Source organism: Paenibacillus sp. LHD-38, from assembly GCF_031157315.1.
Classification (GTDB): Bacteria; Bacillota; Bacilli; order Paenibacillales; family Paenibacillaceae; genus Pristimantibacillus.
On record NZ_JAVIFU010000036.1, the window covers coordinates 42,988 to 67,673 of the forward strand.

Annotated in this window: 21 protein-coding genes and 1 pseudogene; 18 read left to right on the top strand and 4 right to left on the bottom strand. The window is 47.9% G+C overall.

Translation table 11 applies throughout. The features are described 5' to 3' along the window. Positions 1-65 precede the first annotated feature (65 nt). The 5 genes from RCO25_RS24795 (at position 66) to RCO25_RS24810 (ending at position 4,578) form a co-directional block, all read left to right on the top strand. On the top strand, positions 66-1,226 hold the full coding sequence (locus tag RCO25_RS24795) for a sn-glycerol-1-phosphate dehydrogenase (protein ID WP_308998789.1): 1,161 nt from the start codon (positions 66-68) through the stop codon (positions 1,224-1,226). Between the two features lie 209 nt (positions 1,227-1,435). After that, positions 1,436-1,528 (top strand): hypothetical protein, encoded by a 93-nt coding sequence (locus tag RCO25_RS34910; protein ID WP_374992160.1) that lies wholly within the window; start codon positions 1,436-1,438, stop codon positions 1,526-1,528. Positions 1,529-1,614: 86 nt separating this feature from the next. Further along, positions 1,615-2,934 carry a phytoene desaturase family protein gene (locus RCO25_RS24800; RefSeq protein WP_308998790.1) on the top strand — a complete coding sequence of 440 codons (1,320 nt, stop codon included), beginning with the start codon at positions 1,615-1,617 and terminating at the stop codon, positions 2,932-2,934. Then, complete coding sequence (locus RCO25_RS24805; RefSeq protein ID WP_308998791.1) at positions 2,924-3,835, top strand: RNA polymerase sigma-70 factor; 912 nt, start codon at positions 2,924-2,926, stop codon at positions 3,833-3,835. Before RCO25_RS24800 ends, RCO25_RS24805 begins: the two co-directional genes overlap by 11 nt. Positions 3,836-4,008: 173 nt before the next feature. Beyond that, positions 4,009-4,578 carry a hypothetical protein gene (locus RCO25_RS24810; RefSeq protein ID WP_308998792.1) on the top strand — a complete coding sequence of 190 codons (570 nt, stop codon included), beginning with the start codon at positions 4,009-4,011 and terminating at the stop codon, positions 4,576-4,578. An 84-nt stretch (positions 4,579-4,662) separates the two neighbouring features. On the opposite strand, the gene RCO25_RS24815 is transcribed toward RCO25_RS24810, so the two are convergent. Beyond that, a complete protein-coding gene (locus RCO25_RS24815; RefSeq protein WP_308998793.1) occupies positions 4,663-5,565 on the bottom strand; it encodes a cation diffusion facilitator family transporter in 903 nt (300 codons plus the stop codon). 405 nt (positions 5,566-5,970) lie between these two features. On the opposite strand from RCO25_RS24815, the gene RCO25_RS24820 reads away from it, so the two are divergent. The 5 genes from RCO25_RS24820 to RCO25_RS24840 all read left to right on the top strand — a co-directional run bounded on the left by RCO25_RS24820 (position 5,971) and on the right by RCO25_RS24840 (position 11,316). Beyond that, entirely contained in the window at positions 5,971-6,984 is a 1,014-nt protein-coding gene (locus tag RCO25_RS24820; RefSeq protein ID WP_308998794.1) for an ABC transporter substrate-binding protein, read from the top strand. A 73-nt stretch (positions 6,985-7,057) separates the two neighbouring features. Then, positions 7,058-8,065 carry a FecCD family ABC transporter permease gene (locus RCO25_RS24825; protein ID WP_308998795.1) on the top strand — a complete coding sequence of 336 codons (1,008 nt, stop codon included), beginning with the start codon at positions 7,058-7,060 and terminating at the stop codon, positions 8,063-8,065. Next, the gene (locus tag RCO25_RS24830) at positions 8,062-9,051 is read left to right on the top strand and encodes a FecCD family ABC transporter permease (protein ID WP_308998796.1); all 990 of its coding nucleotides are present in this window, start codon (positions 8,062-8,064) and stop codon (positions 9,049-9,051) included. Before RCO25_RS24825 ends, RCO25_RS24830 begins: the two co-directional genes overlap by 4 nt. 30 nt (positions 9,052-9,081) lie before the next feature. Further along, entirely contained in the window at positions 9,082-9,663 is a 582-nt protein-coding gene (locus RCO25_RS24835) for a nitroreductase family protein (protein WP_308998809.1), read from the top strand. A gap of 63 nt (positions 9,664-9,726) precedes the next feature. Beyond that, positions 9,727-11,316, top strand: coding sequence for a helix-turn-helix domain-containing protein (locus RCO25_RS24840; protein ID WP_308998797.1), 1,590 nt, complete (start codon positions 9,727-9,729; stop codon positions 11,314-11,316). A 129-nt stretch (positions 11,317-11,445) separates the two neighbouring features. Here the strand turns inward: RCO25_RS24840 and RCO25_RS24845 are convergent, their stop codons facing one another. After that, on the bottom strand, positions 11,446-11,655 hold the full coding sequence (locus RCO25_RS24845) for a hypothetical protein (protein ID WP_308998798.1): 210 nt from the start codon (positions 11,653-11,655) through the stop codon (positions 11,446-11,448). 203 nt (positions 11,656-11,858) lie between these two features. Here RCO25_RS24845 and RCO25_RS24850 point away from each other — a divergent pair, with 203 nt between their 5' ends. Further along, positions 11,859-12,845, top strand: a complete 987-nt coding sequence (locus RCO25_RS24850) for an acetamidase/formamidase family protein (protein WP_308998799.1) — start codon at positions 11,859-11,861, stop codon at positions 12,843-12,845. A 162-nt stretch (positions 12,846-13,007) separates the two neighbouring features. Here RCO25_RS24850 and RCO25_RS24855 read toward each other — a convergent pair whose 3' ends face one another. Next, positions 13,008-14,357 (bottom strand): outer membrane protein assembly factor BamB family protein, encoded by a 1,350-nt coding sequence (locus RCO25_RS24855; protein WP_308998800.1) that lies wholly within the window; start codon positions 14,355-14,357, stop codon positions 13,008-13,010. A 410-nt stretch (positions 14,358-14,767) separates the two neighbouring features. Between RCO25_RS24855 and RCO25_RS24860 the strand changes: the two genes are divergently transcribed. The 4 genes from RCO25_RS24860 to RCO25_RS24875 all read left to right on the top strand — a co-directional run bounded on the left by RCO25_RS24860 (position 14,768) and on the right by RCO25_RS24875 (position 20,926). Further along, positions 14,768-16,897, top strand: a complete 2,130-nt coding sequence (locus tag RCO25_RS24860) for a GMC family oxidoreductase (RefSeq protein WP_308998801.1) — start codon at positions 14,768-14,770, stop codon at positions 16,895-16,897. A 454-nt stretch (positions 16,898-17,351) separates the two neighbouring features. Further along, positions 17,352-18,461, top strand: a complete 1,110-nt coding sequence (locus tag RCO25_RS24865; protein WP_308998802.1) for a betaine/proline/choline family ABC transporter ATP-binding protein — start codon at positions 17,352-17,354, stop codon at positions 18,459-18,461. Between the two features lie 13 nt (positions 18,462-18,474). Continuing rightward, positions 18,475-20,034 carry a glycine betaine ABC transporter substrate-binding protein gene (locus tag RCO25_RS24870; protein ID WP_308998803.1) on the top strand — a complete coding sequence of 520 codons (1,560 nt, stop codon included), beginning with the start codon at positions 18,475-18,477 and terminating at the stop codon, positions 20,032-20,034. 442 nt (positions 20,035-20,476) lie between these two features. Continuing rightward, entirely contained in the window at positions 20,477-20,926 is a 450-nt protein-coding gene (locus tag RCO25_RS24875; protein WP_308998804.1) for an HIT family protein, read from the top strand. A 582-nt stretch (positions 20,927-21,508) separates the two neighbouring features. Here the strand turns inward: RCO25_RS24875 and RCO25_RS24880 are convergent. Further along, positions 21,509-22,393: a LysR family transcriptional regulator gene (locus tag RCO25_RS24880; RefSeq protein ID WP_308998805.1), complete on the bottom strand. Its 885-nt coding sequence runs from the start codon at positions 22,391-22,393 to the stop codon at positions 21,509-21,511. Positions 22,394-22,496: 103 nt separating this feature from the next. Here RCO25_RS24880 and RCO25_RS34915 point away from each other — a divergent pair. The 3 genes and pseudogenes from RCO25_RS34915 (at position 22,497) to RCO25_RS24900 (ending at position 24,600) form a co-directional block, all read left to right on the top strand. Then, positions 22,497-23,470: pseudogene (locus RCO25_RS34915) on the top strand (MFS transporter). A gap of 7 nt (positions 23,471-23,477) precedes the next feature. Then, positions 23,478-23,633: an NADPH-dependent FMN reductase family protein gene (locus RCO25_RS24895; protein ID WP_308998806.1), complete on the top strand. Its 156-nt coding sequence runs from the start codon at positions 23,478-23,480 to the stop codon at positions 23,631-23,633. A gap of 25 nt (positions 23,634-23,658) precedes the next feature. Continuing rightward, on the top strand, positions 23,659-24,600 hold the full coding sequence (locus RCO25_RS24900; protein WP_308998807.1) for an NADP-dependent oxidoreductase: 942 nt from the start codon (positions 23,659-23,661) through the stop codon (positions 24,598-24,600). The last annotated feature ends 86 nt before the right edge of the window (positions 24,601-24,686 follow it).

Here is a 24,686-nt window from a genome sequence, read left to right on the forward strand (position 1 = left end):
GGTTGACAAGCTGAGCATCGCAAGAGCAGAATAAAGCGATACCCCTAAGGAAAAGAGGCGTTGCGATGTCATCCTTGATCGAAAGAGTCAAACAAATCGCCGCAGGCTTTGACGACGAAGCTCTGCGATCGATTGAAATAAATCCTTTGCTAGTTGAAGCAGGCGCCATCGAGCAGGTTGCTCCTTATTTGAAGGAACGGCAGTACGCTCAGGTTATTGTCGCAGCAGATGCGATTACTTATGGGATCGCTGGTAAGACGCTTGAGGAAGCGATAGCTGCGCTCGGCATTTCCGTCCAGGTCACGCTCATTAAGCCTGATCGCCAAGGCGACGTTATTGCGGACGAAGCCTCAATCGTACAGCTGCTGCTGGATATCCAGCAGAAAAATGCGCAGGTTGTCGTTGCCGCCGGCTCGGGAACGATCCACGATATTTCCAGATATGCCGTCTATACGGCGGGCATTCCTTTCGTATCGGTACCGACAGCACCGTCTGTCGACGGCTTTAATTCCAAAGGTGCCCCGATCATCATCCGCGGTGAGAAGAAGACCATTGCCGCGATTGGACCCGATGCGATATTCGCTGACCTGGACATTCTATCTAAGGCTCCGGCTGCAATGGTCGCAGCAGGATTTAGTGATATGCTGGGAAAATACACCTCACTGTTCGATTGGAGCTTTGGCGCATCGGAGGGCGGTGAACCGTATTCCGAGGAGGTAGCCGAAATTACGCGAATCGCGCTTCATAAATGCGTAGAACATGTCGAGCAAATTGCCAGCCGCGACCAAGCTGGCATTCGCATATTAATAGAAGCTCTTATTGAATCCGGACTCGCGATGCTTTTGTTCGGCCAATCGCATTCGGCATCGGGTGCCGAGCATCATCTTTCGCATTATTGGGAGATGGAATATATTCGCCTTGGCAAAAGACAGCTGCTTCACGGCGCAAAAGTCGGCGTAGCATGCGCCGAAATTTCCAAGCTCTACCACCGTCTTGCGGCAGAGGAAGCAGGACTTGCCTTTACAGCTAACCCAGAGAAAGTGCGAGAAGCGATTGCGGCTCTTCCGGATGAAACGATGATTAGAGCATGGCTGAAGCAGGTCGGCGGGCCGTCGACGACAGAGGAGCTGGGTGTAGATGCCGAGCTGCTTATGCGAAGCTTGCAGGAAGCCCATCAGGTAAGACCGAATCGCTACACGCTATTGCGCGCCTTGAATGCAATTTAATCTATAGCAGTAAATAAAAACGGCTCCGTCCTGCTTGTAAGGACGGAGCCGTTCTGAAGTTCAGCTGGACCCTATGATTTGGAGAATCAAGGTCAGCGGTGTATTAATATAGAAACCTACGAATGGATATAGAACCATGTTGTTACAGTTAGGAGGAGTAGTATGGGTACCAGTGTGATCGTTGTCGAGTTGATCCTAGTTGGGTTCCGTTGTTTGAAGAGTTACGAGGCTTCGTACTTCCTGTTTTAAGCGATCTCGTAATCACAATAGAACATGTTGGGAGTACATCCGTCCCAGTATAACGCAATTACATTGCTATTTTAGGCATTGTCACAAATGGGATCCGTTAATCGTCATGTATGCATCAGACCGGAAAGGATTGATATACATGATTGAGAATCATTATGAGCAGACATGGGACGTTGTCATTATTGGAGCCGGCATCGCCGGATTAACCGCTTCGATTTATTTGGCACGGGCAGGCCAGACCGTATTGTTGCTTGACAAAGGAACGCAGCTCGGAGGCCGCGCCGCTTCAACCGAAATCGCGGCTTCGCGCGTAAACTTGGGAGCTCATGCTCTCTATAAGAGCGCGCTTCCTATTTTGCAGGAGGTTGGCGTTACACCAACTGGATTGATGCCGAAGCCAACATGCACGTTTGTGTTCAAAGGAACAAACGGCAGCAACGAAGCGCTTCCCCTCGGACAGCTATTGCTCGGTTCATTCCTGAAGTGGCACGAGAAAACCCAATTGCTTCGCTTCTACAGCCGCCTCCGCAAGACAGACACTTCCGCTCTGCATAAGGTTAGTCTGCAAGCTTATTTGGAATCTCAAATCTCCAGCCCGCGCGTACGCAATGTCGTGCTTGCGCTCGTTCGCGTATCCACCTACTGCGATGCCCCCGACCTGCTAAGCGCAGGTGCCGTAATTGAGCAGCTCAAACATGGTCAAGTGCTGTATGTGGACGGAGGCTGGCAAGCCCTCGTGAGCCAGTTGACGGAACAAGCGCTGCAGGCGGGCGTGTCGATCCGCGTGAGCACGCCCGTACGAGAAATTGCCGGCAGCTTTCCTCAAATGACAGTCAAACTAAAGGATGGAACAATGCTGACAACCAGTCATGTGCTATCCACTGCCGGACCGGCGGATACGCTAGCTCTCCTCAATCCAGCTCTTTCCCCTACAGAAGCCGCAGTCTATGAGCAGATGATTCCTGTTCGCGCAGCATGCCTGGATCTTGTCGTTACCGGGATGCCAGAGCCAAAAACGAAATTTGTATTAGGCGCCGATTATCCTTGGTATTACTCCAACCATTCCGCTTTCGCCTCATTGTCCGATAATCAGGAATATGCGGTCGTGCATGTCATGAAATATTTGTCGGCTTCGACCTATTCGGAACCCCTGCAAGATGAACGCGAGCTGGAAGGCTTTCTCGACTTGATTCAGCCTGGTTGGCGCAAGCATATTATTCGGCATCGCTTCCTGCCGCGAATGATAGTCTCACATGCTATAGTAACCGCCGGGAACGGCGGACTGTCGGGCAGACCCGGACCTGCGGTTGAAGGGCGGCCCGGACTGTATGTCGCCGGCGATTGGGTCGGATCTTCGGGTATGCTGCTGAACGCATCATTGGCTAGCGCGAAAGAGGCAGCCCGGAGTATAATTGCCGGTAAAGAACAAGAAAAAGAAGGGATTCATCGTGGAGCTTGATTCCGTGTACCGGATGTACAGACCGCTTCTTCTTTCCATCGCTTATCGCATGTTAGGGTCTGTTACGCATGCCGAGGATTTGGTGCAAGACGCATTCGTAACGGTGCAACAACAGGAAATCAACAAGGAGGGCGGTCCCGTCCGCAACCTGAAAGCGTACTTATGCAAGATCGTTACGAACCGTTGTCTCGATTACATGAAATCCGCGCGTAAAAAAAGAGAGGTGTACGTCGGGCCGTGGCTGCCGGAGCCTCTCGTGCAAGAGTATGCGGTCGTGGCAGGTTCGGACTTCGCCGCGGGACAGGATCCGCTTCAAATAATCGTGCTGGAGGATACGATTTCGTACGCTCTCCTCGTCTTACTCGAACGGCTTACCCCCATTGAGCGCGCGATATTCATTCTTCGGGAAGCCTTCGAATACGACTATCGCAATATTGCAGAGTTCGTTAACAAGACGGAGCTTGGATGCCGAAAGATTTACAGCCGTCTTAAACGAAAAATCCAAGATGAGCCGCCCGCCGAACTGATCCCCAGCGCGCAGTCCGAGCAACTCGTGCTGAGCTTCCTCCATGCGACGTCTACGGGCGATATGGAAGGGCTCTTCGCGATGCTCTCCGAGGACATTGTGCTGTACAGCGACGGAGGCGGTAAAGTCATGGCGGCGATTAATCCTATTACATCGAGCAAGCGTGTCCTCGCATTTATTCAAGGGCTTGCGTCCAAGGGCGACAGCGAAGGAGTCGTGCGCCTCGTCAAAGTCAACGGCCAGCTAGGCTTTGTTCTAAGCAGTCCCACTGATTCTTATCCCACCGTCGTCAGCCTGGAGTTTAAAGATGAGCGCATTCAGCGGATTTATCTCATGCGCAACCCTGATAAGCTGCGGCATTTGAATTTGGGTTGAGTAAGAGCGTTAAACGTTGATCGCTATTCGATATTCAATGGGAGAAAGGTTGGATAAAAACGAGTCTCTACATCTTTGACTTACGGCAATTCACTTGTAACATTTGGTTGCTTCGGATCGTTTAATCATTATTGAGCTGTTTATGCCGTCGGTGTTAGAAGGGGGGGGAGCTAATGAGAAAAACGATATATTCGCTTTTACTGTCATGTTTAGTTGTAAGTATCATGACGATCTTTATTCCCTCGGCTGTCTATGCATGTTCATGTGCTCAACACCAAACTGTCGAAGCAGAATACAGTCGTTCTGAAGCCGTTTTTGCCGGTCGTGTCCTTGAAGTCAAGGAGCAAAGAAACTTGGACGGAAGTATGACGAAAGCTGCACTATTCGAAGTTAGCCAAATATGGAAAGGCGGATCTGAATCTCAAATCATTATTCACACAGGAAGCGGTGGAGGTGATTGTGGATTTTATTTTGAAAAAGATAAGGAATATTTAATATATGCCCACCCATCTACCATGTATGGAGACAAAGAGCTTCTAATTACCATAATTTGCGATCGGACAAATATATTAACTCAAGCGCAAGAGGATCTAGCTATACTAGGTGAAGGTAAAGTGCCAACTGATCAAGTTAATCTTGAAGGCGAACTCTACCGTATACATCCTTTTGTCTGGTTTACGGGGATTGGGATTGCAGTAATAGTAATGATGATATTATTTGTTAGGCGAAAAGTGAGAAAGTAACTATAGTTCAATAAAACAGCGGCAGTCTAGGACTTATTTTATCGTCCAGGACTGCCGCTGTTTCACTGACAAATAGATCTTCACTCATTTTTTATTATTTTCGTTGTACCATGGATTTAAATGAACCAGAACCTCTTCGACAATAGGATTTTGTTCTCTAATGACCTGCTTTATTTTCTTACTAATGTCATGGCCCTCTTGAACGCTTAACTCAGCCGGAATCCCCACTCTTACATCAACAATCATGTAGTGGCCATGCTCCCTAGCCCGAATTCTGTCAATTCTCTTTACTTCCGGGATGGACTGAACCAGCTGTAAAATTTTCTCAATTCGATCGTCATCAATGTTTTTCTCCATTAATACATCAACTGAGGTCCGTCCCATGTGAATCGCTAACTTTAGCACAAAATAGGCCACGATGATGCCCGCGAAGGGATCTCCGTATTTCAGAAAATGAATATTATAGCGTTCTCCAAGCATGGAAAGAGCGATACCGACGACTGCAGCGAGGGACGCGTATACATCAGCTAAATGATCATAAGCGGTTGCAATTAAACCGCTGCTATTGGCATTTTTGCCGACACGCATGGTGTAGACATAAAGCCACTGTTTCCATATCAGTGAGATTCCAGCTGCGATGAGTACTAGTAGTGTTGCTTTATGTGGAGGCTCCCTCAGTGCCATGACCGAGTGGTACCCCATGTAGACAGCTGCAAGGACCAGTACAACGGCTACTATACCAGCACCGATGACCTCCGCTTTACCATGCCCATAGGGGTGGTCTTTGTCTGGTGGTCGTTTTGAAATCATCATTGAAATTAATGCGGCTGCAGTTGCAAAAACGTCTCCTGCGTTATGAACGCCATCTGCAATGAGCACCTGGCTGCCAAAAAGCAGACCAATAATAAGTTTCATGGCAGTTAAAAGTATATTGCTAATTAAGCTAGTCCAAATTGCAAAAGCAGATTGTCTGTTTGTTGATTCCATTTGAGTAGTTAGGCCTCCAGCATTCTTAAAAGGTACCGTGTCATTATACAAAACGAGTTTCATGTGGGTCTAGAGAAACAATCTTGCCCCGTGTTAGAAATCTTACTGGACACCAATAGAGTTTGTATAAGCTAATTATGTTGCTCATGCGCAAAACAAGTAACCCATGCTAGAAGCGAAACCCTTCAAGCAAAACGAAGCAGGTAAGAGGAGAAACTGAGTGGAAAATGTAGACTGAGAAATTAAGGTCTTAGACTGAATGGATATAAGCATGACAAAATAAGTACCTTAAACGGACAAAATAAGTCATGTACAAAGATTCAAAATGTGGATAGTATTATTGATATCAATTATCATTATCACTAAAGGTATTCTCATTTTGAATCATTTTACAGGAGGAAGATCATGAAAAGGTTTAAATTGCTGCTGGTGCTCATGCTTTCCATTGCGATTGCGGGTTGCGGTACAAACGGATCAAACGAATCAAACGGGGCTGCTAACAATGGTGGAGCAGCGGGTGCTGCCGAAACCGAGACGCCAGCGGCGGCGAATAACGATGCGGCAGGCACATCCAGAACGATTGAACACGCGATGGGCACCGTTACATTAGAGAAAAAGCCGGAGCGCGTCGTCGTTTTGTTTAACGGAATGGTTGATATAACCGTAGCACTTGGCGTGAAGCCGGTAGGCGCGGTGGAATCATGGGATCAGAAGCCTTGGTACGAGTTTTTGCGCGATAAAATGACGGGAGTCGAAAACCTGGGAGATGAGAACCAGCCCAATATAGAGGCGATTATCGCGCTCAAGCCGGATCTGATTATCGGTACGAAAACGCGCGACGAGAAAATTTATCCTCAGCTTGAAGCTATTGCGCCTACCATCATTACGGAAGAGGTATTTGACTGGAAGGAAAATATGAAGCTTTCGGCGCAAGCGTTGTACATGGAGGAGGAAGCAGATAAGCTGCTTGCCGATTGGGATCAGAGAGTTGCTGATTTCAAACAAAAGGCAGGCGATCGGCTTGCTTCTACGGAGGCATCCGTCATTCGATTTGAGAAGGACGGCAGCGCACGCTTCTATGCGACCGGTTTTGCGGGCACGATCTTCAAAGAGCTTGGCATCGGAAGACCGCAGGCTCAGATAGTTGAAGGGAAGGCCGTCGTGAATATAACCTCGAAGGAACAAATGGAGCAATTGGACGGCGATTATATTTTCGATATTACCCAAATCAAGGAAGATGAGCCTAGCAGAGCTGCAGCCCAGACGGAGTGGACCTCGCATCCGCTGTGGGCTAGCCTGAAGGGCGTGAAGAACGGCAAATATATGAAGGTGGACGTAGTAACGTGGAACCTGAGCGCGGGAGTGCTGGCGGCCAACTCCATGCTGGATGATTTATATGAGTATTTTGAGCTCAAATAGACGTTATAAATTATAAAATGCCGGGAATGAGCAGCATGCTCATTCCTTTACGCTTGCTAAGGAGAATGTTGACATGCGCTTTACCCGATTGAACGGATGGAGAGCTGCTGGGCTTGCGATCGGCACAGTAATGCTCCTTATTTGCCTTATGGCGAGCCTTCTCTTCGGAGCCAAAAATTATTCCTGGCCGACGGTATGGGAATCGCTTGTTCATTATGATGAGCAATCGAAGGATCAAATCATTATTCGCACGACGCGATTACCGAGAGCGCTGATCGCCGCCGCCATTGGCGCGAGCTTGGCTGTCGCGGGAGCTCTTATGCAGACGCTGACCCGTAACCCGCTCGCTTCGCCGAGTGTCTTCGGGGTGAATGCGGGAGCCAGCTTTTTTGTCGTTTGCGCTGCCATACTGCTCTCGGTCTCCAATATGCATGCACTTATGTGGATATCGTTCTTGGGGGCGGCGATTGCCGCCGTTATCGTATACGTTCTAGGATCGGCGGGCAGAGGCGGCTTAACGCCCTTGAAAATGATATTGGCCGGCGCGGCCATGACTGCCCTATTCGCTTCCTTTACGCAAGGCATTCTCGCGCTGGATAAGCAGGGCCTGAGCACGGTCTTGTATTGGCTGACGGGAACGATTGCCGGAAGATCCCCCGAAATGCTGGAGACCATATTTCCCTATATGGCGGGTGCCTGGGCGGCAGCCTGGCTGCTGGCAAAGGGATTAAATGTATTGACTCTCGGGGAGGACACGGCAAAAGGACTTGGGCAGCGAACGATATTGCTTAAATTAGCGGTAGGAGCAATCGTGGTCGTACTAGCGGGAGGTTCGGTAGCGATTGCGGGCCCGATCGGGTTCATCGGTATCGTCGTTCCTCATTTGTCGCGCTATATCGCAGGCATCGACCACCGCTGGCTCATTCCTTATTGCGCGGTTTGTGGAGCAATTCTGCTGCTTGCTGCCGACATATGCGCCCGCTTCATTATGATTCCGGAAGAAATGCCAGTCGGCGTTATGACGGCTGTCATAGGAGCCCCATTCTTTATGTATATCGCTCGAAGGGGATTATTGAAGTGAAGAAGAAATCATGGATAGCTTATTCTCTCGCCGCGGCATGCGTTGCAACTGCCGTCATTAGCGTATGCTTGGGCGACACGTACATCTCCCCCTTTCAAGTCTTTCAGAGCTTCGCGGGCAAGGGCTCTGACACGAATTCGATGATTATTGAAATGCTGCGTCTGCCGCGCATTACGACAGCACTGCTGGTAGGCGCTTCATTAGCTGTGGCGGGCTCGATACTGCAAGGCATCGTTCGAAATCCGATGGCTTCTCCTGAAATGTTGGGCGTAACGGGAGGAGCCTCTGCGGCAGCGGTTGCCTTTCTGACCTTCGCGGCTGGAACGGTCAGCATTAGGTGGCTGCCTGTATCGGCACTTGCGGGAGCTGGCGCCGTATCGCTAGTCTTGTATTTATTCGCTTGGAAACGAGGCGTCACTTCGATGAGACTGATCTTGATAGGGGTCGGGATGTCGGCGCTAATGTCCGGAGCGACAACGATGATGATTGTATTTAATCCGAAAAATGATGCCGGTCAGGCCTATACATGGCTGACCGGCTCGGTCTACGCTGCCAATTGGGAAAATGTTCTTCTGTTGCTGCCGTGGACGATTATTCTTATGCCGCTTACGATGCTCATGACGCGGCATGTCAATATCGCACAGCTCGGCGATGATATCGCAACGAGCAGCGGCAGCCGCGTACAGCTTAACCGGTTCATTTTGCTAATGATCAGCGTTGCGTTAGCCGGTTCAGCGGTTTCGGTGGGAGGCGGCATCGGCTTTGTCGGGCTGCTTGCTCCCCATATGGCACGCAAGCTGATTGGCGCTAATTTCAAGTGGGTGATGCCAGTTTCCGCTATGCTCGGAGCGATCATCGTTATGCTTGCCGATCTTATAGGACGGACCGCGTTTCTCCCGCTTGACGTACCAGCTGGCGTATTTACGGCGGCTATCGGGGCTCCCTTCTTTATTTATTTGCTATATGCAAGACGTAACGAAAGCTAAAGCTGCAGGAGGTAGAAACGATTGAATAACGTGGAGAGCAAGAATATAGGAACGTTAGCGGATTTAATAAAAGAAAGACGGACGATCCGGTTATTTAAGGATGAGCCAGTTGAAAGGGAGAAAATCATAGAACTGCTGAACGTAGCGGTATGGGCGCCCAATCACGGAAACAGACAGCCATGGCGCTTCATGCTGTTTATGGGCGATGGACGAACGGCATTCGCGGAAGCGATGGTTCAAACCTATTCAGCTGATGACCGCGAAAAATATGGGAAGCTAAAGTACGAATATTTAGCCAATGTGCCGGCTCATTTGGTTATTGTCCAGCTGGAGGATTCAAGATTTAAGGAGCGGGAGGAAGATTACGCTGCCGTATGCTGCCTGATTCAAAATTTCCAACTGGCCGCTTGGGAGCAGGGACTGGGCGTTGTTTGGAAAACGAACAATTACAATAATAATCCGAAGTTTCGAGCAACGTTCGGCGTAATGCCCGGCGAAAAAATTGTAGGTGTCCTTCATGTCGGCTACGCCAAGGCGGTTCCGCCCGGAATAGTACGCACACCTGCCGAAAAACTTTTAACCGTATTCGATACGAAGATCCTTTCCAAATAATCCATTCCGATTTATAATGGTGATAATCATTATCAATTAGGATTATAAGAAGAAGGTGAATGTATGCAGACGCAGAGGCTGAATGTCGGAGGACAGCTTCCGATATTACTGTTATCTTCTATCCGCATGCGCAAGATGCGGAAGCGGCATGCCGTGCAAGTGATCGACAAGAATACTTTTGCACTATGCGCAGTTACGGCTGGCAGCGGCTTGCTGCATATAAACGAATGCTCGCTCCGGTTTCATCCGGGCGAGCTGTTTTTCTTTACGCCAGGAACTAAACTGGATACGGAGCTGCATTCGGAATCAGCCCAATATACGCTCCTGCTATTCCGCCAAATGACGGTTAGCCGAACGAAAGGGAAATGGGCGGCAGTCCCGTCGGATGCCGTGGTTTCCTTTATCCCTTCAGGCAAGCTTCGGGATGAGCAATCGGCAGAGTGTATGGGACATGTCGCCCGCTTGTACGCGGATAGCCGATCTTCACGGACTCAACCTGCTGCGCTTCAGCTGCAGGCTCTCGGTCTATTGCATGCGCTTCTCGAAGCGGGGACAAGTCAGAAGATCGAGGAAGAGGCAAGCAGCGGGATGGATGAGAGCATTGCATACATGTACAAGCACTATGATAAGAAGCTGAACCTGGAAACGTTGTCTGCAATCGCGGGCTTGACGCCTACCTCGTACTCAAGAAGCTTTAAGCGCAGCCAATGCGTATCTCCAATCGAATTTTTGAATCAAATCCGAATCGAGCGTGCTAAGGAACAGCTTTCGCAGCCAGACAATACGGTTAAGAACGTCTCCGCTTTGGTCGGGTTCGGCAATGAATTTTATTTCAGCAGATTATTTAAGCGGTCTGTCGGAATAACTCCGACTCTGTTCATAAAGAGGAAGGAACTGTCTGTCGCCGTTGTTTCTAACTATCAGTATCATGAAAATCTGTATTCCCTTGGTGCAAGCTGCGTCTATGCGATGAATGGCTTCAAATATGTCGAGCAGACGGAGGAGTTTATCAAAAGCTTCATCAAAAAGCAGCTTCAGGAGCTGCGCCAAGCTTCACCGGATATTATTATCGTGGACCATAGGCATCAATTTCTGCAGGAGCAGCTATCAGCGATCGCGCCTACGGTATCAATGGAATTCACACTTGATTGGCGGAAGAACCACATCAGAATTGCTGAGCTCGTCGGGAGGGAAAGCGAAGCACGTCAAAACTTTGCTCATTTGGAAAATCAAGCGAAATTCGTCCGACAATGGCTATCGGGCGCGATTGGCAATGAAAGCGTGGCGCTATTGAGGTTATTCAAGAGAAAGGTACGGGTTCAAGGCATGGTGAACCATCCTCTTAATGAACTATTATATTCTGAGCTTGGATTAAAACCTGGAAGCTGCGTACCGTTAACCGAGCGCAACCATGAGTTCACGCTGACAAGCTTGCCGGTCATTGAAACCGATAACTTACTTATTCACAATCATAACGTTATGCAGAAAGAAGAAAAGCTGGCCAGATTCCAGCAAACGAATGCTTGGAAAGCGATTAGTGCTGTCCCGCATACAAAAACCTTGTTTATCCCCAATTGGATCGGCATGAGCTGGGCCCCGAACGGTAGGGAACGAATCATGAACGAGCTGCTGGACTGGAGCTCATCACGTTAGCTTGCCCCAATGCAGTACCCTGTACAACTAATAGGCGGCGCCCCGCAGACGGCTCCTATTGATTCAATCAAGAAACATTGCGAAATAAAAAAAAGACCGATTTTTATATCGGTCATGTAGAAACGCTCTTTAGACGAAAAACGAATTTGCTGATCTGTGGATAATACTTCCGTCAGACATACGAACGGAATCATCGTTATATCCTGTAATGGTAGAAGCTGGTCTAATTTGCATACCGTTTTGCATGGCTTTGATTATAGCTTTCTCAGCAATCGCTACTTCAAAATCTTTGTTCGTAATTAATCTTTGACCTTCTTGAAGTTTAATTTTCTCTGGCATTTAAACATACCCTCCACGTTTTTATTTTTTTTTATTCTAAGGTCAAATAATACATTAATATCTTCATACAAAGCAATGGTAGCGTATGTAATTGAAAAGCCGCGCTTCGATTTGTCACAATTATTACACAACTAATTTGAATTTTAACCAAATAATTCAAGTAATATAAGCGTGAAAGGGATTACATTGTTGGAGGGATTAAAATGGTCCATTATTCAATTAACCCTGAAAGATCCACATTGCACGGCTCTTTTTCACGCGATTTTGAACCTATATTAACTATTGATTCTGGGGATGTCGTTCGATACAGTACTCTTGACGCAGGATGGGGACTGGAACCATTTTTAGCTCCGGGGGTACGTAAAAGGTTCGAACCAAGGGAACGCCCTCGCGATGGTGGTCACGCTCTTTGTGGACCAATCGCAATTCGAGGAGCTGAGCCTGGTACTGTGCTTGAAATAAAAATTAATGAAATTCATCCTGGTTCATGGGGATGGAATAGTGCAGGTGGATTCCCGAGTCCTATAAATAAAAGCTTAGGTATTGCAGATGGTGAGGAATTTCATCTTAACTGGAAGTTAGACGCAACATCCATGATCGGAATAAGCGATAAGGGACACAAGGTATCATTACGTCCCTTTATGGGAGTAATGGGGATGCCTCCTGATGAACCTGGAATTCATTCAACATTCCCACCTCGCTCATGTGGCGGAAATATCGATTGCAAAGAATTGACCGCAGGAAGCACCTTATATCTTCCAGTCCCTGTATCAGGGGGGTTATTTTCAGTTGGTGATGGACATGCCATACAAGGTGATGGAGAAGTCGGAAGTCCTGCCTTGGAGTGCCCGATGGAATTGTTGGACCTTACTTTCTCTGTTCGAAAAGATATTTCTTTAACTATGCCACGAGCAAAAACTCTTACGGCGTGGCTAACTATGGGCTTTCATGAAGATTTAAACGAAGCAACCATTATCGCTCTTGTAGGCATGTTAGACCTTATGAAAGAAATTTTTGGATTTGAACGTAAAGAAGCTCTAGCTTTAGCTAGTCTAGTCGTTGATTTAAGGATTACACAGATAGTTAATGGAGTTCGAGGTGTACATGCTGTACTTCCACATGGTGCGATCGAACACCTCTATTGCTTGAACGAATTATCAATTGGGAGCGAGAGTTTGCCTGTGAAGTAGAGTATGCTCCCTTTCTTTATTTTGCTAACATGCTGTTTAATGCAGGATGATATCATTTACTAAGCCCAAGGTAATCCAAACTGTGATACGTTTGAAGTAGCTCCCCGGTAAATGTTATCGGGGAGACAGTCTGATGTCGTGGGATTTCTAGTGATTGTTCAATTACTGTAAAACCGCAGGTAATTTCACGCCTATCAGCTTGCCGGGCGTCTGTATGATGAGGAATCCATCTTCTTTAAGCAGATTATCATATTGACGCGCGCCCGTTTTCACCCGGAACAGCGGTTTGCCTGAATCAAAATCGATCGCGTGAAGGATGCCATCGGTTTGGGCAAGATAGACACCTTTTCCATAGATTACAGTCTTTGCGGACGGGTTATCCCCAGTCCAGCTCATTTGTTGTCCGTTTACCTTTTTTATACTGGAGAGCGAACCATTCTGCCAGTTTCCGAACAAAATGCGACCGCGATGAACTTGATTAAGAGGGTGTGAATCCCTATCATAGGTGGGCTCACTGTAAGTCTGCATAGGTTTGCCATCCGGTTTATAATTTTTAAAATCATACCTCGCTATAATACCATTCTGATGGATATAAAAATCATTTCCATCCAAGTAGGTTGGTACATTGGCAATATATTCATCGCCCGAAACCACATTTACATTCCATCGATAAACACGACTGCCTTTTACTTCACCCGTTTTCACATTGATGACGGAAACCGTAATGCTGCGATCAGGATTTTCAACTATCTGTTGATTATTATGTTTAATAGAGTACGCCAGCCCGCCTTCGATCTTGAACGGGACGTCTTGGTTGGTCTTGCCCCAAAGCTTCTTTCCCGTTTTCTTATCGATGGCATTAAGTTGACTAGTGGTTTGTGTTTCTTCATGCATTGTGATGGTGCGTAATACGATATCTCCTGCGTCCATGATTCCCGAACCGGTGTAATAAGTTGCTTGGGGATCGGTGTTTACCCAAAGCTGCTTTCCTGTCTTCAAATGGACTGCAATGGTATAATTGTCTATCAGGGCATACAACGTGTCCCCGAAAACTTCGATGGCGTTTGGTTTTTCAATCCTGACGCTCGACTGCCACAGCTTCTTCCCGCTTGAAGCAGAAAGGGAAAAGAGGCTCCCGTCACTTAAAGCTCCGTAAATATTTCCCTCCTGATAGACGAACATGGACTGTACATCATCTTCAAAAGTCCAAATGGTTTTGCCTGTTTGAGCGTTCAAAGCGATTAATCTTTTATCTCTTAACGTGAAAACCTTGCCCTCACCCGTCACTGTAAAGTTAGAAGTAAGATAGTCTTCCCAATTATCGACTTTTGCGGACCAAGCAGGCTGGACAATCGGTGTCTGAATCCCTGGGTTTCCTATACCGAAGGATATAACAGGATTCTCGGCATACACTTGGCTCATTCCAATATTGTCCGCTGTCTGTCCTATGTGGATGGCAATGAGCAAAGCAGAAGCTGTAAGTATTGTTCGAAACATCAATTTTCTTTGCATGGATGATCCTCCACTAATTTCCATATATTCACTTTACCACTTTATAAACGTATTGTTTCAGAAAATGTTGCCACGGTTCATACGTCCAGTGTTTTGGTTCAAAAATGTTTAATAGAGATGTTCCATCAACCCGTTTATGTTTTTGACTGAACAAGGAATGGAAAATACTTGAACAACTCGGTGAAAAGTATAATATGGATATGAAGCTATATTTAAATAGATTTAATAGTTTGACCCTGAAAGGCTGCCTGCGTACACTAGCCTACTAAAGTAAGGTTAGTGGAGAATGAAGAACATAGGCTCTGCACGCAGAATGCTGGTTCGGTACCGATTGGACTAATAATAGGAGGGGCGTTCATGAAGATGAGTCGATATGATGCTGCTGGATGTCATTGGGGGGTTGAAGTTAGATGAGTTTTGGTGATCAGAAGTATTTTTCGAGCGAGGTCCCTCTGATTTTGGAAGCGGTTGCAGATCGGTTGATTCCTGAAGATGCATGGCAGTCGGCGACCGATGGAGGAGTCCTGACATACCTAAAACGCAGCGCCACCCAGGATATCGCTACCTGGACGGATGTGATAGAACCTGGACTTCGTGCATTGGATGCAGAAGCATTAGCTCTCTACGGCCAACCATTCTCCGAACTGTCGGCTCATGAGAAAGATAGGTTGCTGCACGACGTCGAGCATGATTCTTTTCGGGAGTGGCCTGTTTCGTCTAAACGCTTCTTTGATACTTTATTGTGTCTGGTCATCGAAGGTTACTATGGAAGTCCTGAGGCGGGCGGGAATAGTAAAGGCATGTCATGGGACATGATCGGATTTCGTCCGGGCCCCGTATCCGAAAGCCATGCGCCAGTCCAAGAAACCGATTTACCGCAAAGGCCCTTCGATCAACTTCGAGACCAGTATGATGTTATTATCGTAGGAGCTGGGGCTGGCGGATCTGTAGCGGCGGCTGTATTGGCTGAATCTGGACTTCATGTTCTCGTTGTTGAACGCGGAAGTTGGCTTCGATACAGTCAGGTAGGCAGCGATCATTTGCGTAACCATCGTTTTAGCAAGTATGGCCATAACACGGGACCAGAATTGGAAGGGAACCCTCGGACGATTCTATCGGCGGGCGGAGATGAGCGGATCACCGCGCCTTTTGAAGGCGACTATCATAATAACGCAATGACGTTGGGAGGAGGAACAAGGATCTACGGAGCGCAGGCATGGCGATTTCATCCGGATGACTTCCGTATGGCGAGTCGCTATGGGATACCAGACGGAAGTTCGCTAAGTGATTGGCCGATTCGCTACGAGGAACTCGAACCATATTACGTGCGGGCCGAGTGGGAAGTCGGCGTCTCCGGTGATGGGAATGCCCATCCTGGACGCGGGAAACGACAGCGCTCTTATCCAATGCCACCGCTGTCGCGTACACTGGAAGCAGAACGCCTGGCTCGGGCGGCAGAGAAGTTGGGATGGGAAGTGGGGCCGGTGCCTCTCCTCATCAACTCTATCGATCGGGACGGTCGGCCGGCTTGTGGACGGTGCGGACAGTGCGTCGGATTTGCATGCCCGACCAACAGTAAGAATGGCGGACACAATACGATGTTAGTGAGGGCCATCGCTACCGGTAACTGCGATCTGATCTGCGATACCACGGTGGAGCGCATCGATACAGAGGGAGGAAAGCATGCCACTGGGGTTCGTCTTGTGCAATTGGAGGGCTCTATCCAGCGACGGCAAGTGCGGGCGGGGCATGTTGTAGTTGCGGCTGGAGCCATCGAAAGCGCACGCCTCTTTCTCAACTCCACAAGTGATTCGGAACCGAATGGAATAGGCAATCGGAACGGACAAGTAGGAAGAAACCTTCAAGGCCATGTCTATTCTGGTGCTTACGGTCTCTTTGATGAACAGGTTCAAGATGGTCTTGGTCCGGGGGTGAGTATTGCCACCTTCCGCTTTGACCATAGTAACGAAGGCGGAATTATCGGAGGAGGGTTGCTTGCTAACGAGTTCACTCGTTTGCCGCTCAGTCACTGGTATCGAGCGCTTGCGCCGGACGCGGCGCGATGGGGGAGCGCAGGCAAGGAAACGATGCGCGAGAGTTACTTGCGAACCAGCCAAATCCAGGGACCGATCCAAGAGATCCCGAGCGCCGAATCCAGAGTGCGGCTATCGAAGGCGGTCAAAGATCGCTTTGGCATGCCCGTAGCTCAACTCTCCGGAAGTGTCCATCCCGAGTCTCTTCGAGCTTCAGCCATGCTGGGTGAGCAAGCAGAGAAGTGGCTCTGGGCTGCAGGAGCACGTGAGGTATGGCGAACTCAGCCAGGTGGCGGTCTTAGTGCCGGGCAGCATCAGGCGGGTACACTGCGCATGGGAAATGACCCTTCGACATCCGTCACTGATCCCTTAGGTCGCGTACATGGATACGACAATCTCTGGGTGAGCGACGGCTCTGTGCACGTGACCAATGGCGGAGTTAACCCGGTGTTGACGATTCTTGCCTTGGCTTTCCGCACCGCAGACAACCTGGTGAAACAAGGGTAGCGAAATGATGGGGAAGCATAGTATCAAAAAAATGAACCATTAAATAGTCGGCCAAAACCTCTAATGGTCATCGCGCTGTCGGGGAACGATTGTTCAATAAAGCTACGGAGGCAGCCGATCACAATGATCGGCTGCCTTTTCCACGCCAACGGGCAGTAAATGTGGAATTTGAAGTTTAGTCGAAAAAGATAAAATATATTAGGTAAATACGGGGAATCAAAAATCGAATAATTGATTCAGATTGGATCTTTATCATGCCTATTTTAAGTATCAATATATTTAATTACGATAGTTAGTTTATGTTGAACCTAACGGGTAACATTTTCAAATGATTAAGCATCACGGCCTCAGCGGCAATGGTGCTTTTTTTTGTATACAGAGGGGAGAATAGGTAAAGTGCTGTTGGATAGAATAACACTAACTTTGTTCTACTCTGACTCCACGAGGTGCCCGATTGATACAGTTCAAAAACGTGACGAAACGATATAATGATGGAATGACTGCACTAAAGGGAATCGATCTCGAGATTAAGGAAGGTGAGCTGATTACCCTGATCGGGCCGAGCGGGTGCGGAAAAACGACCACGATGAAGATGATCAATCGTCTAGTCGAGCCTTCTTCCGGCCAAATTCTGATCGGCGGAAAGGATATTTCCCGCATCAACCCGGTGGAGCTGCGAAGAAATATCGGATACGTTATTCAGCATATCGGTTTATTTCCGCATATGACGATCAAAGAAAACGTAGCGGTCGTGCCTAAACTGAAGGGGATCGCAAAAGATACATATGAAAAGCGGATCGATGATTTGATGGAAATGGTTGGACTAGATCCAAGTGAGTATCGAGATCGCTATCCGGCAGAATTGAGCGGAGGCCAGCAGCAGCGTATCGGCGTCATTCGTGCACTTGCTGCAGAACCGTCAATCATTCTGATGGACGAGCCTTTCAGTGCTCTGGATCCGATCAGCCGGGAACAGCTGCAGGATGATTTGATTCAATTGCAGGAGGAAGTGAAGAAAACGATCGTCTTCGTCTCTCATGATATGGATGAAGCGCTGAAAATCGCCGATCGCATTGTGTTGATGCAAGGCGGAGAGATCGTACAGGCCGATACCCCGGACCGCATTCTTCGCCGTCCTAAAAACGATTTTGTCCGAACGTTTATCGGAGGCAACCGATTAAACGAATCGGAGCAGTTGACAGTGGAGGATGTAATGGTATCGAATCCCGTTACCGTTTCGTTGACGCGCGGCCTTGCTCATGGGGCGAAGCTGATGAAGCAGCACCGCGTAACCAGCTTGCTCGTTATCGAAAAGAACCGGCATTTGAAGGGTATTGTGACGAAAGAAATGCTGGAGGAGCAATACCATCATGAGGATTTGACGCTGCAGGACATCATGAAATCCGATGTTCCTACCATATTGGTAGGAACGGGCGTTGCCGATGCCGTGGAGCTTATGCGAAATCATGGCTTATATAGTCTGCCTGTTGTGCATCCTAGCGGCTTATTGGCCGGTTTAGTCACCAATTCCAGTCTAATTGACGCTCTGCTTAAGCAGATTTAACAGGGAGGTAGCCATGAAATTCTGGGATGTGATTATAAGCCGGCAAGAAGATATTTATCGGGCAACTATGGAACATATCGAGCTTTCGTTTATAGCTCTTCTGATCGCAATCGTGATTTCAATTCCTTTGGGTCTGCTGCTGACCCGCTACCCTAGGCTGGCGAGTTCTGTGATTGGTGTCGCTTCTTTATTTCAGACGATCCCGAGCTTAGCCTTGCTCGGGTTTATGATCCCAATTCTAGGGATCGGGATGTTTCCAGCCATCGTTGCCCTGACTGTCTACGCTCTGCTGCCCATTCTGAGAAATACGTACACCGGTATTATGAACGTAGAGAAGCCGATCAAAGAAGCTGGGATCGGCATGGGGATGACGAGCATGCAGGTCATGCTGAAGGTGGAGCTGCCGCTTGCATTGAGCGTCATAATGGCGGGTATTCGCACGGCGACGGTTATGTTGATTGGCGTTGCCACGCTCGCATCGCTTGTCGGTGCAGGAGGGCTGGGCGATTTGATTTTCCGGGGCATATCGACGGTTAATACGGAATTGATTTTGGCAGGAACCATACCTTCAGCGTTATTGGCTCTGCTCTTCGACTATTTATTAGGTTGGATGGAGAGAGCAGTAACCCCGAAAGGGATGCGGAAGGGCGCTAAAAAAACGTCCAAGCTCGCTAAAGGATTGCGTATTGGACTAGGAACGGCGTTGATTCTTGCAATAGCGGCAGGCATAGTGGCGAAAGGAAATCCGTTCGGTTCCGACTCCATCGTCGTTGGCGGGAAGAACTTTACCGAGCAGGATATTTTGACGCATATGATGGCTTCTTTAATTGAAGCTAAGACAGACCTGACGGTCGTACGCAAGCCTTTTCTCGGAGGATCTCAGGTGACTCACAGTGCTCTCGTTAAAGGCAACATCGATATTTATCCGGAGTATACGGGAACGGGCTGGACATCGGTTCTGAAGGAGGAGCCGCTTGGAGGCAAACCGGAGGAAACGTACGAGCGTGTAAAGGCTGCCTATGAGAAAAACTTCAATGTCACTTGGCTGCAGCCAATCGGCTTTAACAATACGTATACGCTGGCGATGAGTAGAAAGCGTGCCGAGCAGGAGGGAATCGAAACCTTTACTGATTTGGCGCGAAAATCCAATAATTTCGTGCTTGGCGCCACACATGAGTTTTTGGAGCGTCCCGATGGATATATTGGTTTACAGCAGGCCTATGGAATGAAGTTCAAAGAAGTAAAAGGGCTGGATCCTGGCCTAACCTATAGCGCAGTAAAAGAAGGAACGACAGACGTGAACGACGCATTTTCCACGGATGGCCGGATTGAAGCATTCGATCTCAAAGTTATTAAAGACGATAAGCAGTATTTTCCACCTTATTACGCAGTACCCATACTCCGCATGGACACGCTTAAGGAGCATCCTGAACTAGCGGAGGTGCTTAATCTGCTCGCTGGCAAAATCGATGACCGAGAAATGTCTGTCTTGAATGGCAAGGTGGATCTCCAAGGGGCGCAAGCCCGCGAGGTCGCCGAGCAGTGGTTGAAGGATGAAGGGCTGATAGAATAGCAATGGTAAACGTGTAAGTACCCTATATTACGTCAAGAACCCTCTTCCGATGGGAAGAGGGTTCTTTGTGCTTAGACTATATTAATCGTGAAATCGTGCGGGGTGAAGGTTATTCCGGAACCGGGGATGCATGGATTCATCCAAAAAGCCTTAAAATATAAGGAGAGTAGGATTAGGGTCTGACAAGAATTTTGTGTAAACGTATTATTGATGTTGATAAGGCAGGGGGCTCCGCCCCTACCGAAGGTGCTGCCCAACACGATCAGGAAAGAAAACGGCTTGCAAAAAAGCTGTGTTTTCACCTGTGCACTCATACAAGGCGGCTTGAGGATTGCACGGGCAGATTTGGATAATTTCTTATGGCGTTGAAGTGCAGGAAAAAGGTTTGATGAGAGAGAATAATTCCTCGTGGAATATCTGCCCAAGAAAGGGTGATTAAGGTATGTCGAAAGCCGATTGTTTTATTTGTCGCAAACATAAAGGCGAGATAAGTGTAAGCGGCGGGTGCATTTATGAGGATGAGTTTGTATATGTAGGTCATATTGGATCAAATGACTCTTTAGTTTATTTGGGATACTTGATCGTTGATTTAAAACGACATGCATCTGGTTATGGTGACATGACTGATGATGAAGCACGAACGATAGGATTTATTCTGAATAAATTAGGAAAAGCGTTGAAGTCTGAAGGGGCCGAACATGTATATAGTTTTGTTCAAGGTGATGCCTTCCCGCATTTTCATGTCCATTTTATTCCTAGATACCCCAATACACCCTTAGATTACTGGAACCCTATGAATTTAAAAAACTGGAAAGAAGCGCAGGGAACGAATAGCCAGGTGGAAGAAGTTTGCTCTAGACTGAGAAAGGTTCTTAAAAATGACGTTAAATAGTCCGAGCGAGTTATGTTGGATAGGTTCAGAAGAATCGTATCTCAATCTTCCCTCTGAAGAGCTTCATCAAAACCTAACCATCGGCAGATATGGTGGAAATAAGCCCTGAAACTTTATTCGACCATATTGAAAAGGTGTTACTTCACATATTCAAATCAGACTGCTTTAAAAATGAGTGCCGCTCAGTAAAGGGTGAAGTTTCCTGTATCATATGCATACGAAAAGGGAACATTCTATGGTGGTTTTCTGTTGGCGACTGCCAGTTGTTTCTATTTCATGAGGAATTGGCTATTGTATTGATTACGGATGGATACATAGATACTGATGCGATTATTTCAATACCTGAAATGTGCCGTTCTGAGAATATGATTAAACCATTTCTGCAAAGTTTACATACACAGAGAACAGTCGATAGCACCACTTTGATAAAATAGACTGTGCACAACCAGCAGCGAGCAACCATTCCGTCATATTAATTTTTCATTGTTTAGAAACTGAGAAAACCCCACCAACGAATGGCGGGGTTTTGCTTTGCTGTATGGAGCAACAATATTTTAGAAAAGAGCCTTTTTTTATGCATTTTTAAATGTCCGGTTCACCATTTCGATCAAAATACTGGAACACAAAATCCCTAAAACTGCGAGCCGCCAAGGAGAGGTAACGTTTGTTATGCCATATAATTTGGAAATGGCGTTGGCAAACAGGATATTCGATGGACAGCAGATGAAGCGGGGAATTCGGTCCTCCGCAATTACCGACCAGCGCTACGCCAAGACCTGCTGAGACAAGATTGGCAATGGCGGCCGGTTCGTCTACCCTACAGACGTAATTTGGCGATATTCCTGCAGTATGGAAGAAACCATCATTCATTTTTTGAAAATGATACCCTTCTTTATAACCGATAAACGGCTCATCAGCCACCTCGTTTAAGCGGACGCTAGGAAGACCCGCTAAGCGATGCGCTGGAGGAACTGCCAGATAAACATCTTCGTTTAGTACGGACAAAGCACTGAAATCCGTCCTTTCCATACGTAATGGGGTAAAGCAAATATCCACTTCACCGATTACAATGAGATGAGCCATCTCTTCCATCGAAGCTTGTGTTATTCGAAAGTTGACATTCGGGTGAAGAGAAAGGAAAGCGCTCAAAGGTTCCGATAAACGATCTAGAGTCGATGTCGCCAAATGAATGCTCCCGTGCTCCAAGCCTGCGAGATCGGATACTTCCTTTAATCCCTCTTCCAAAAGAGTGAGCGACGTCTCCACTTTATTCAAAAATGCTTTTCCGAAAGCATTGAGCCGAATTTGTCTGCCATCGCGGTCAAAAAGAGGCACCCCCACATCCTTCTCCAGGCGGGCGATCGTCTTGCTGAGAGCGGGTTGCGCGATCCGCAGATATTGTGCCGCTTTCGTCATATGTTCCATTTTAGCAACCGTACGAAAATACTGTAGCTGCAGTAACTCCATCTCCGACCTCCTTATATACTCAAGGGAATGAATGATATAGAGTAAGATGTATTTTTATTTATCAATTATCCGGTATAAGATAAATCTATGCAAGGAGAATACAATCTTCCCGGGAAGAAGTGCTTGCTGTTCGAATAAAGTGTGTGAAGCCCTAGCCAAAACGATGTTTAATATCGTATTGCCCGAGATCCGCATGGAATTTCAGCTTTCCTTCGCGCAAGTGAGTTGGGTTACGTCAGCCTTTTTGCTGATATATGCCATCGGAACCGTTACCTATGGTAAGCTGGCCGACATCTATAAGCTCAAAAGTTTGCTGACGTTCGGTCTGATCTTTTTTGTATTCGGCTCCCTGATCGGCCTGGTTGCCCAAGTTTACTGGATGGTTCTGCTCAGCCGGATTTTGCAGGCGGTAGGGGCTGCGGTAGTTCCAACAACTGCCAGCATTATCCCGGTTCGTTATATTCCTCCGGAGAGCCGGGGACGGGCTCTAGGGATATCAATGACCGGATTGGCGATCGGTAGTGCAATCGGCCCGATCGTTGCCACTTTGGTGATCAGTGTGGTTCATTGGCGATGGCTGTTCTGCTTACGCGGAGAAACCGTTCATCCGGCCTGAAATGTTCCGTAATAAAAGCTTTTCCCTTGTGCTGGCGATTGCATTTCTGACGAAAATAACTGGGGGCTTAGAAACGCTAGCGAATAACCGATCCCGGGACTCCGGCCGCCATCACGACTGCGATTCTGGGTCGAAAAGCAGGTAAGCTGGCGGACACAAAAGGCAATCCATATCTTTATTATGCGGCATCTTCGCTGTTATTGACCTGTTTTGTTCTATTGTCTTCCTTTGCGGGAATCTCACCTGTTTATATCGCCATCTTTCTAATCTTCGGCAATGTGGGGCAATCGTTCATGATGATTGCCTTGTCCAATACGATTTCCTGGACACTGCCTAAGGAACAGATAGGGGTTGGCATGTACAGTAATATTTATTTTGTTTTTGCCTTCTTGCATGCGATGATTTTATTGATCTATTATTTTCACTTCGGCAGAGCAGAACGCAGGATGAAAGCGGCATGACAACAAAATGGCTGTGAGTTTTGTGAATCACCATTTGAATATTTTCGGGATTACTGATGTCACGACGTTTGTAATTGAAGGGCACAACCAATTCCCGGATCAAGCGGAAACAATTATTGAAAAGAGCATTCATCAAGCCGTTCAAGCGGCAAAAATATTCTGATCGAAAACCAAGGAGGGAGTATTCTATGAGAGCAGCAGCATTTACTTCAATCGGAGGACCGGAAGTCATGAGAGTTATGGAGTTTCCGGATCCGCAGGCCGGCCCGGGTCAAGTTAGGGTCCACGTGAAAACCGCCGGTGTACAGCATTACGACTGCGCCATACGCAGCGGGTGGACGCCGTCATATGGGGTAGCCGTGAATCTTCCGCAAATTCCGGGCAATGAATTCGCAGGAATCGTGGATCAGGTTGGGGACGGTGTAACCGGCTTCTCCGTGGGCAGTGAAGTGCTCGGCTTCGCAACATTGAATTGCTACGCTGAATATGTGGTCGTCGGCGCCGACCAAATCGTGAGCAAGCCCCGGACCATGTCCTGGGAAGAAGCTGGCGGGTTGACCGGTAACGGTCAGGGTGCATACATCGCCTTGAAGGTGATCGCTGTCGAACCGGGCGAAACGGTCCTGATAAACGGCGCGGCCGGATCTCTGGGATCTTTCGCCGTACAGCTGGCGAAGGAGTGGGGAGCCAAGACCGTCATTGGCACCGCCAGTGAGAGTAACCACGACTATGTACGTTCACTGGGTGCCATCCCGATTACGTATGAGGAAGGATTGGCCGAGAGGATACGGACAATCGCACCGGACGGCGTCGACTCCGCTTTCGATACAGCTGGGGGTGAAGGGCTCCGAGCGGCGGTGGAATTGGTACGAGACAAGAACCGCATCTGCACATTCTTCGCCTATGACCTTATTGAGGAGCTTGGGCTTCGCGTCGTCGGAGGCACACGCTCGGCGTCCCGCCTTGCCGAGTTGGTGGATCTTCATACAAAAGGCAAGCTTAAGATCCATATCAGGCAGGTATTCCCGTTGGATCGAGCGGAAGATGCGCACCGGGCGATCGAAACCAGGCACGGCCGCGGAAAAATTATTATTATGAACTCAAACTTCGCAGAGCGAAATTGGCTTTAAACCCTTGATAAGTATAGCTAAACCAAGAAAATATTAATCTCTTGCAAAATAGAAAACACCGCTTCGGTTTGGTATAGTGATTGTGA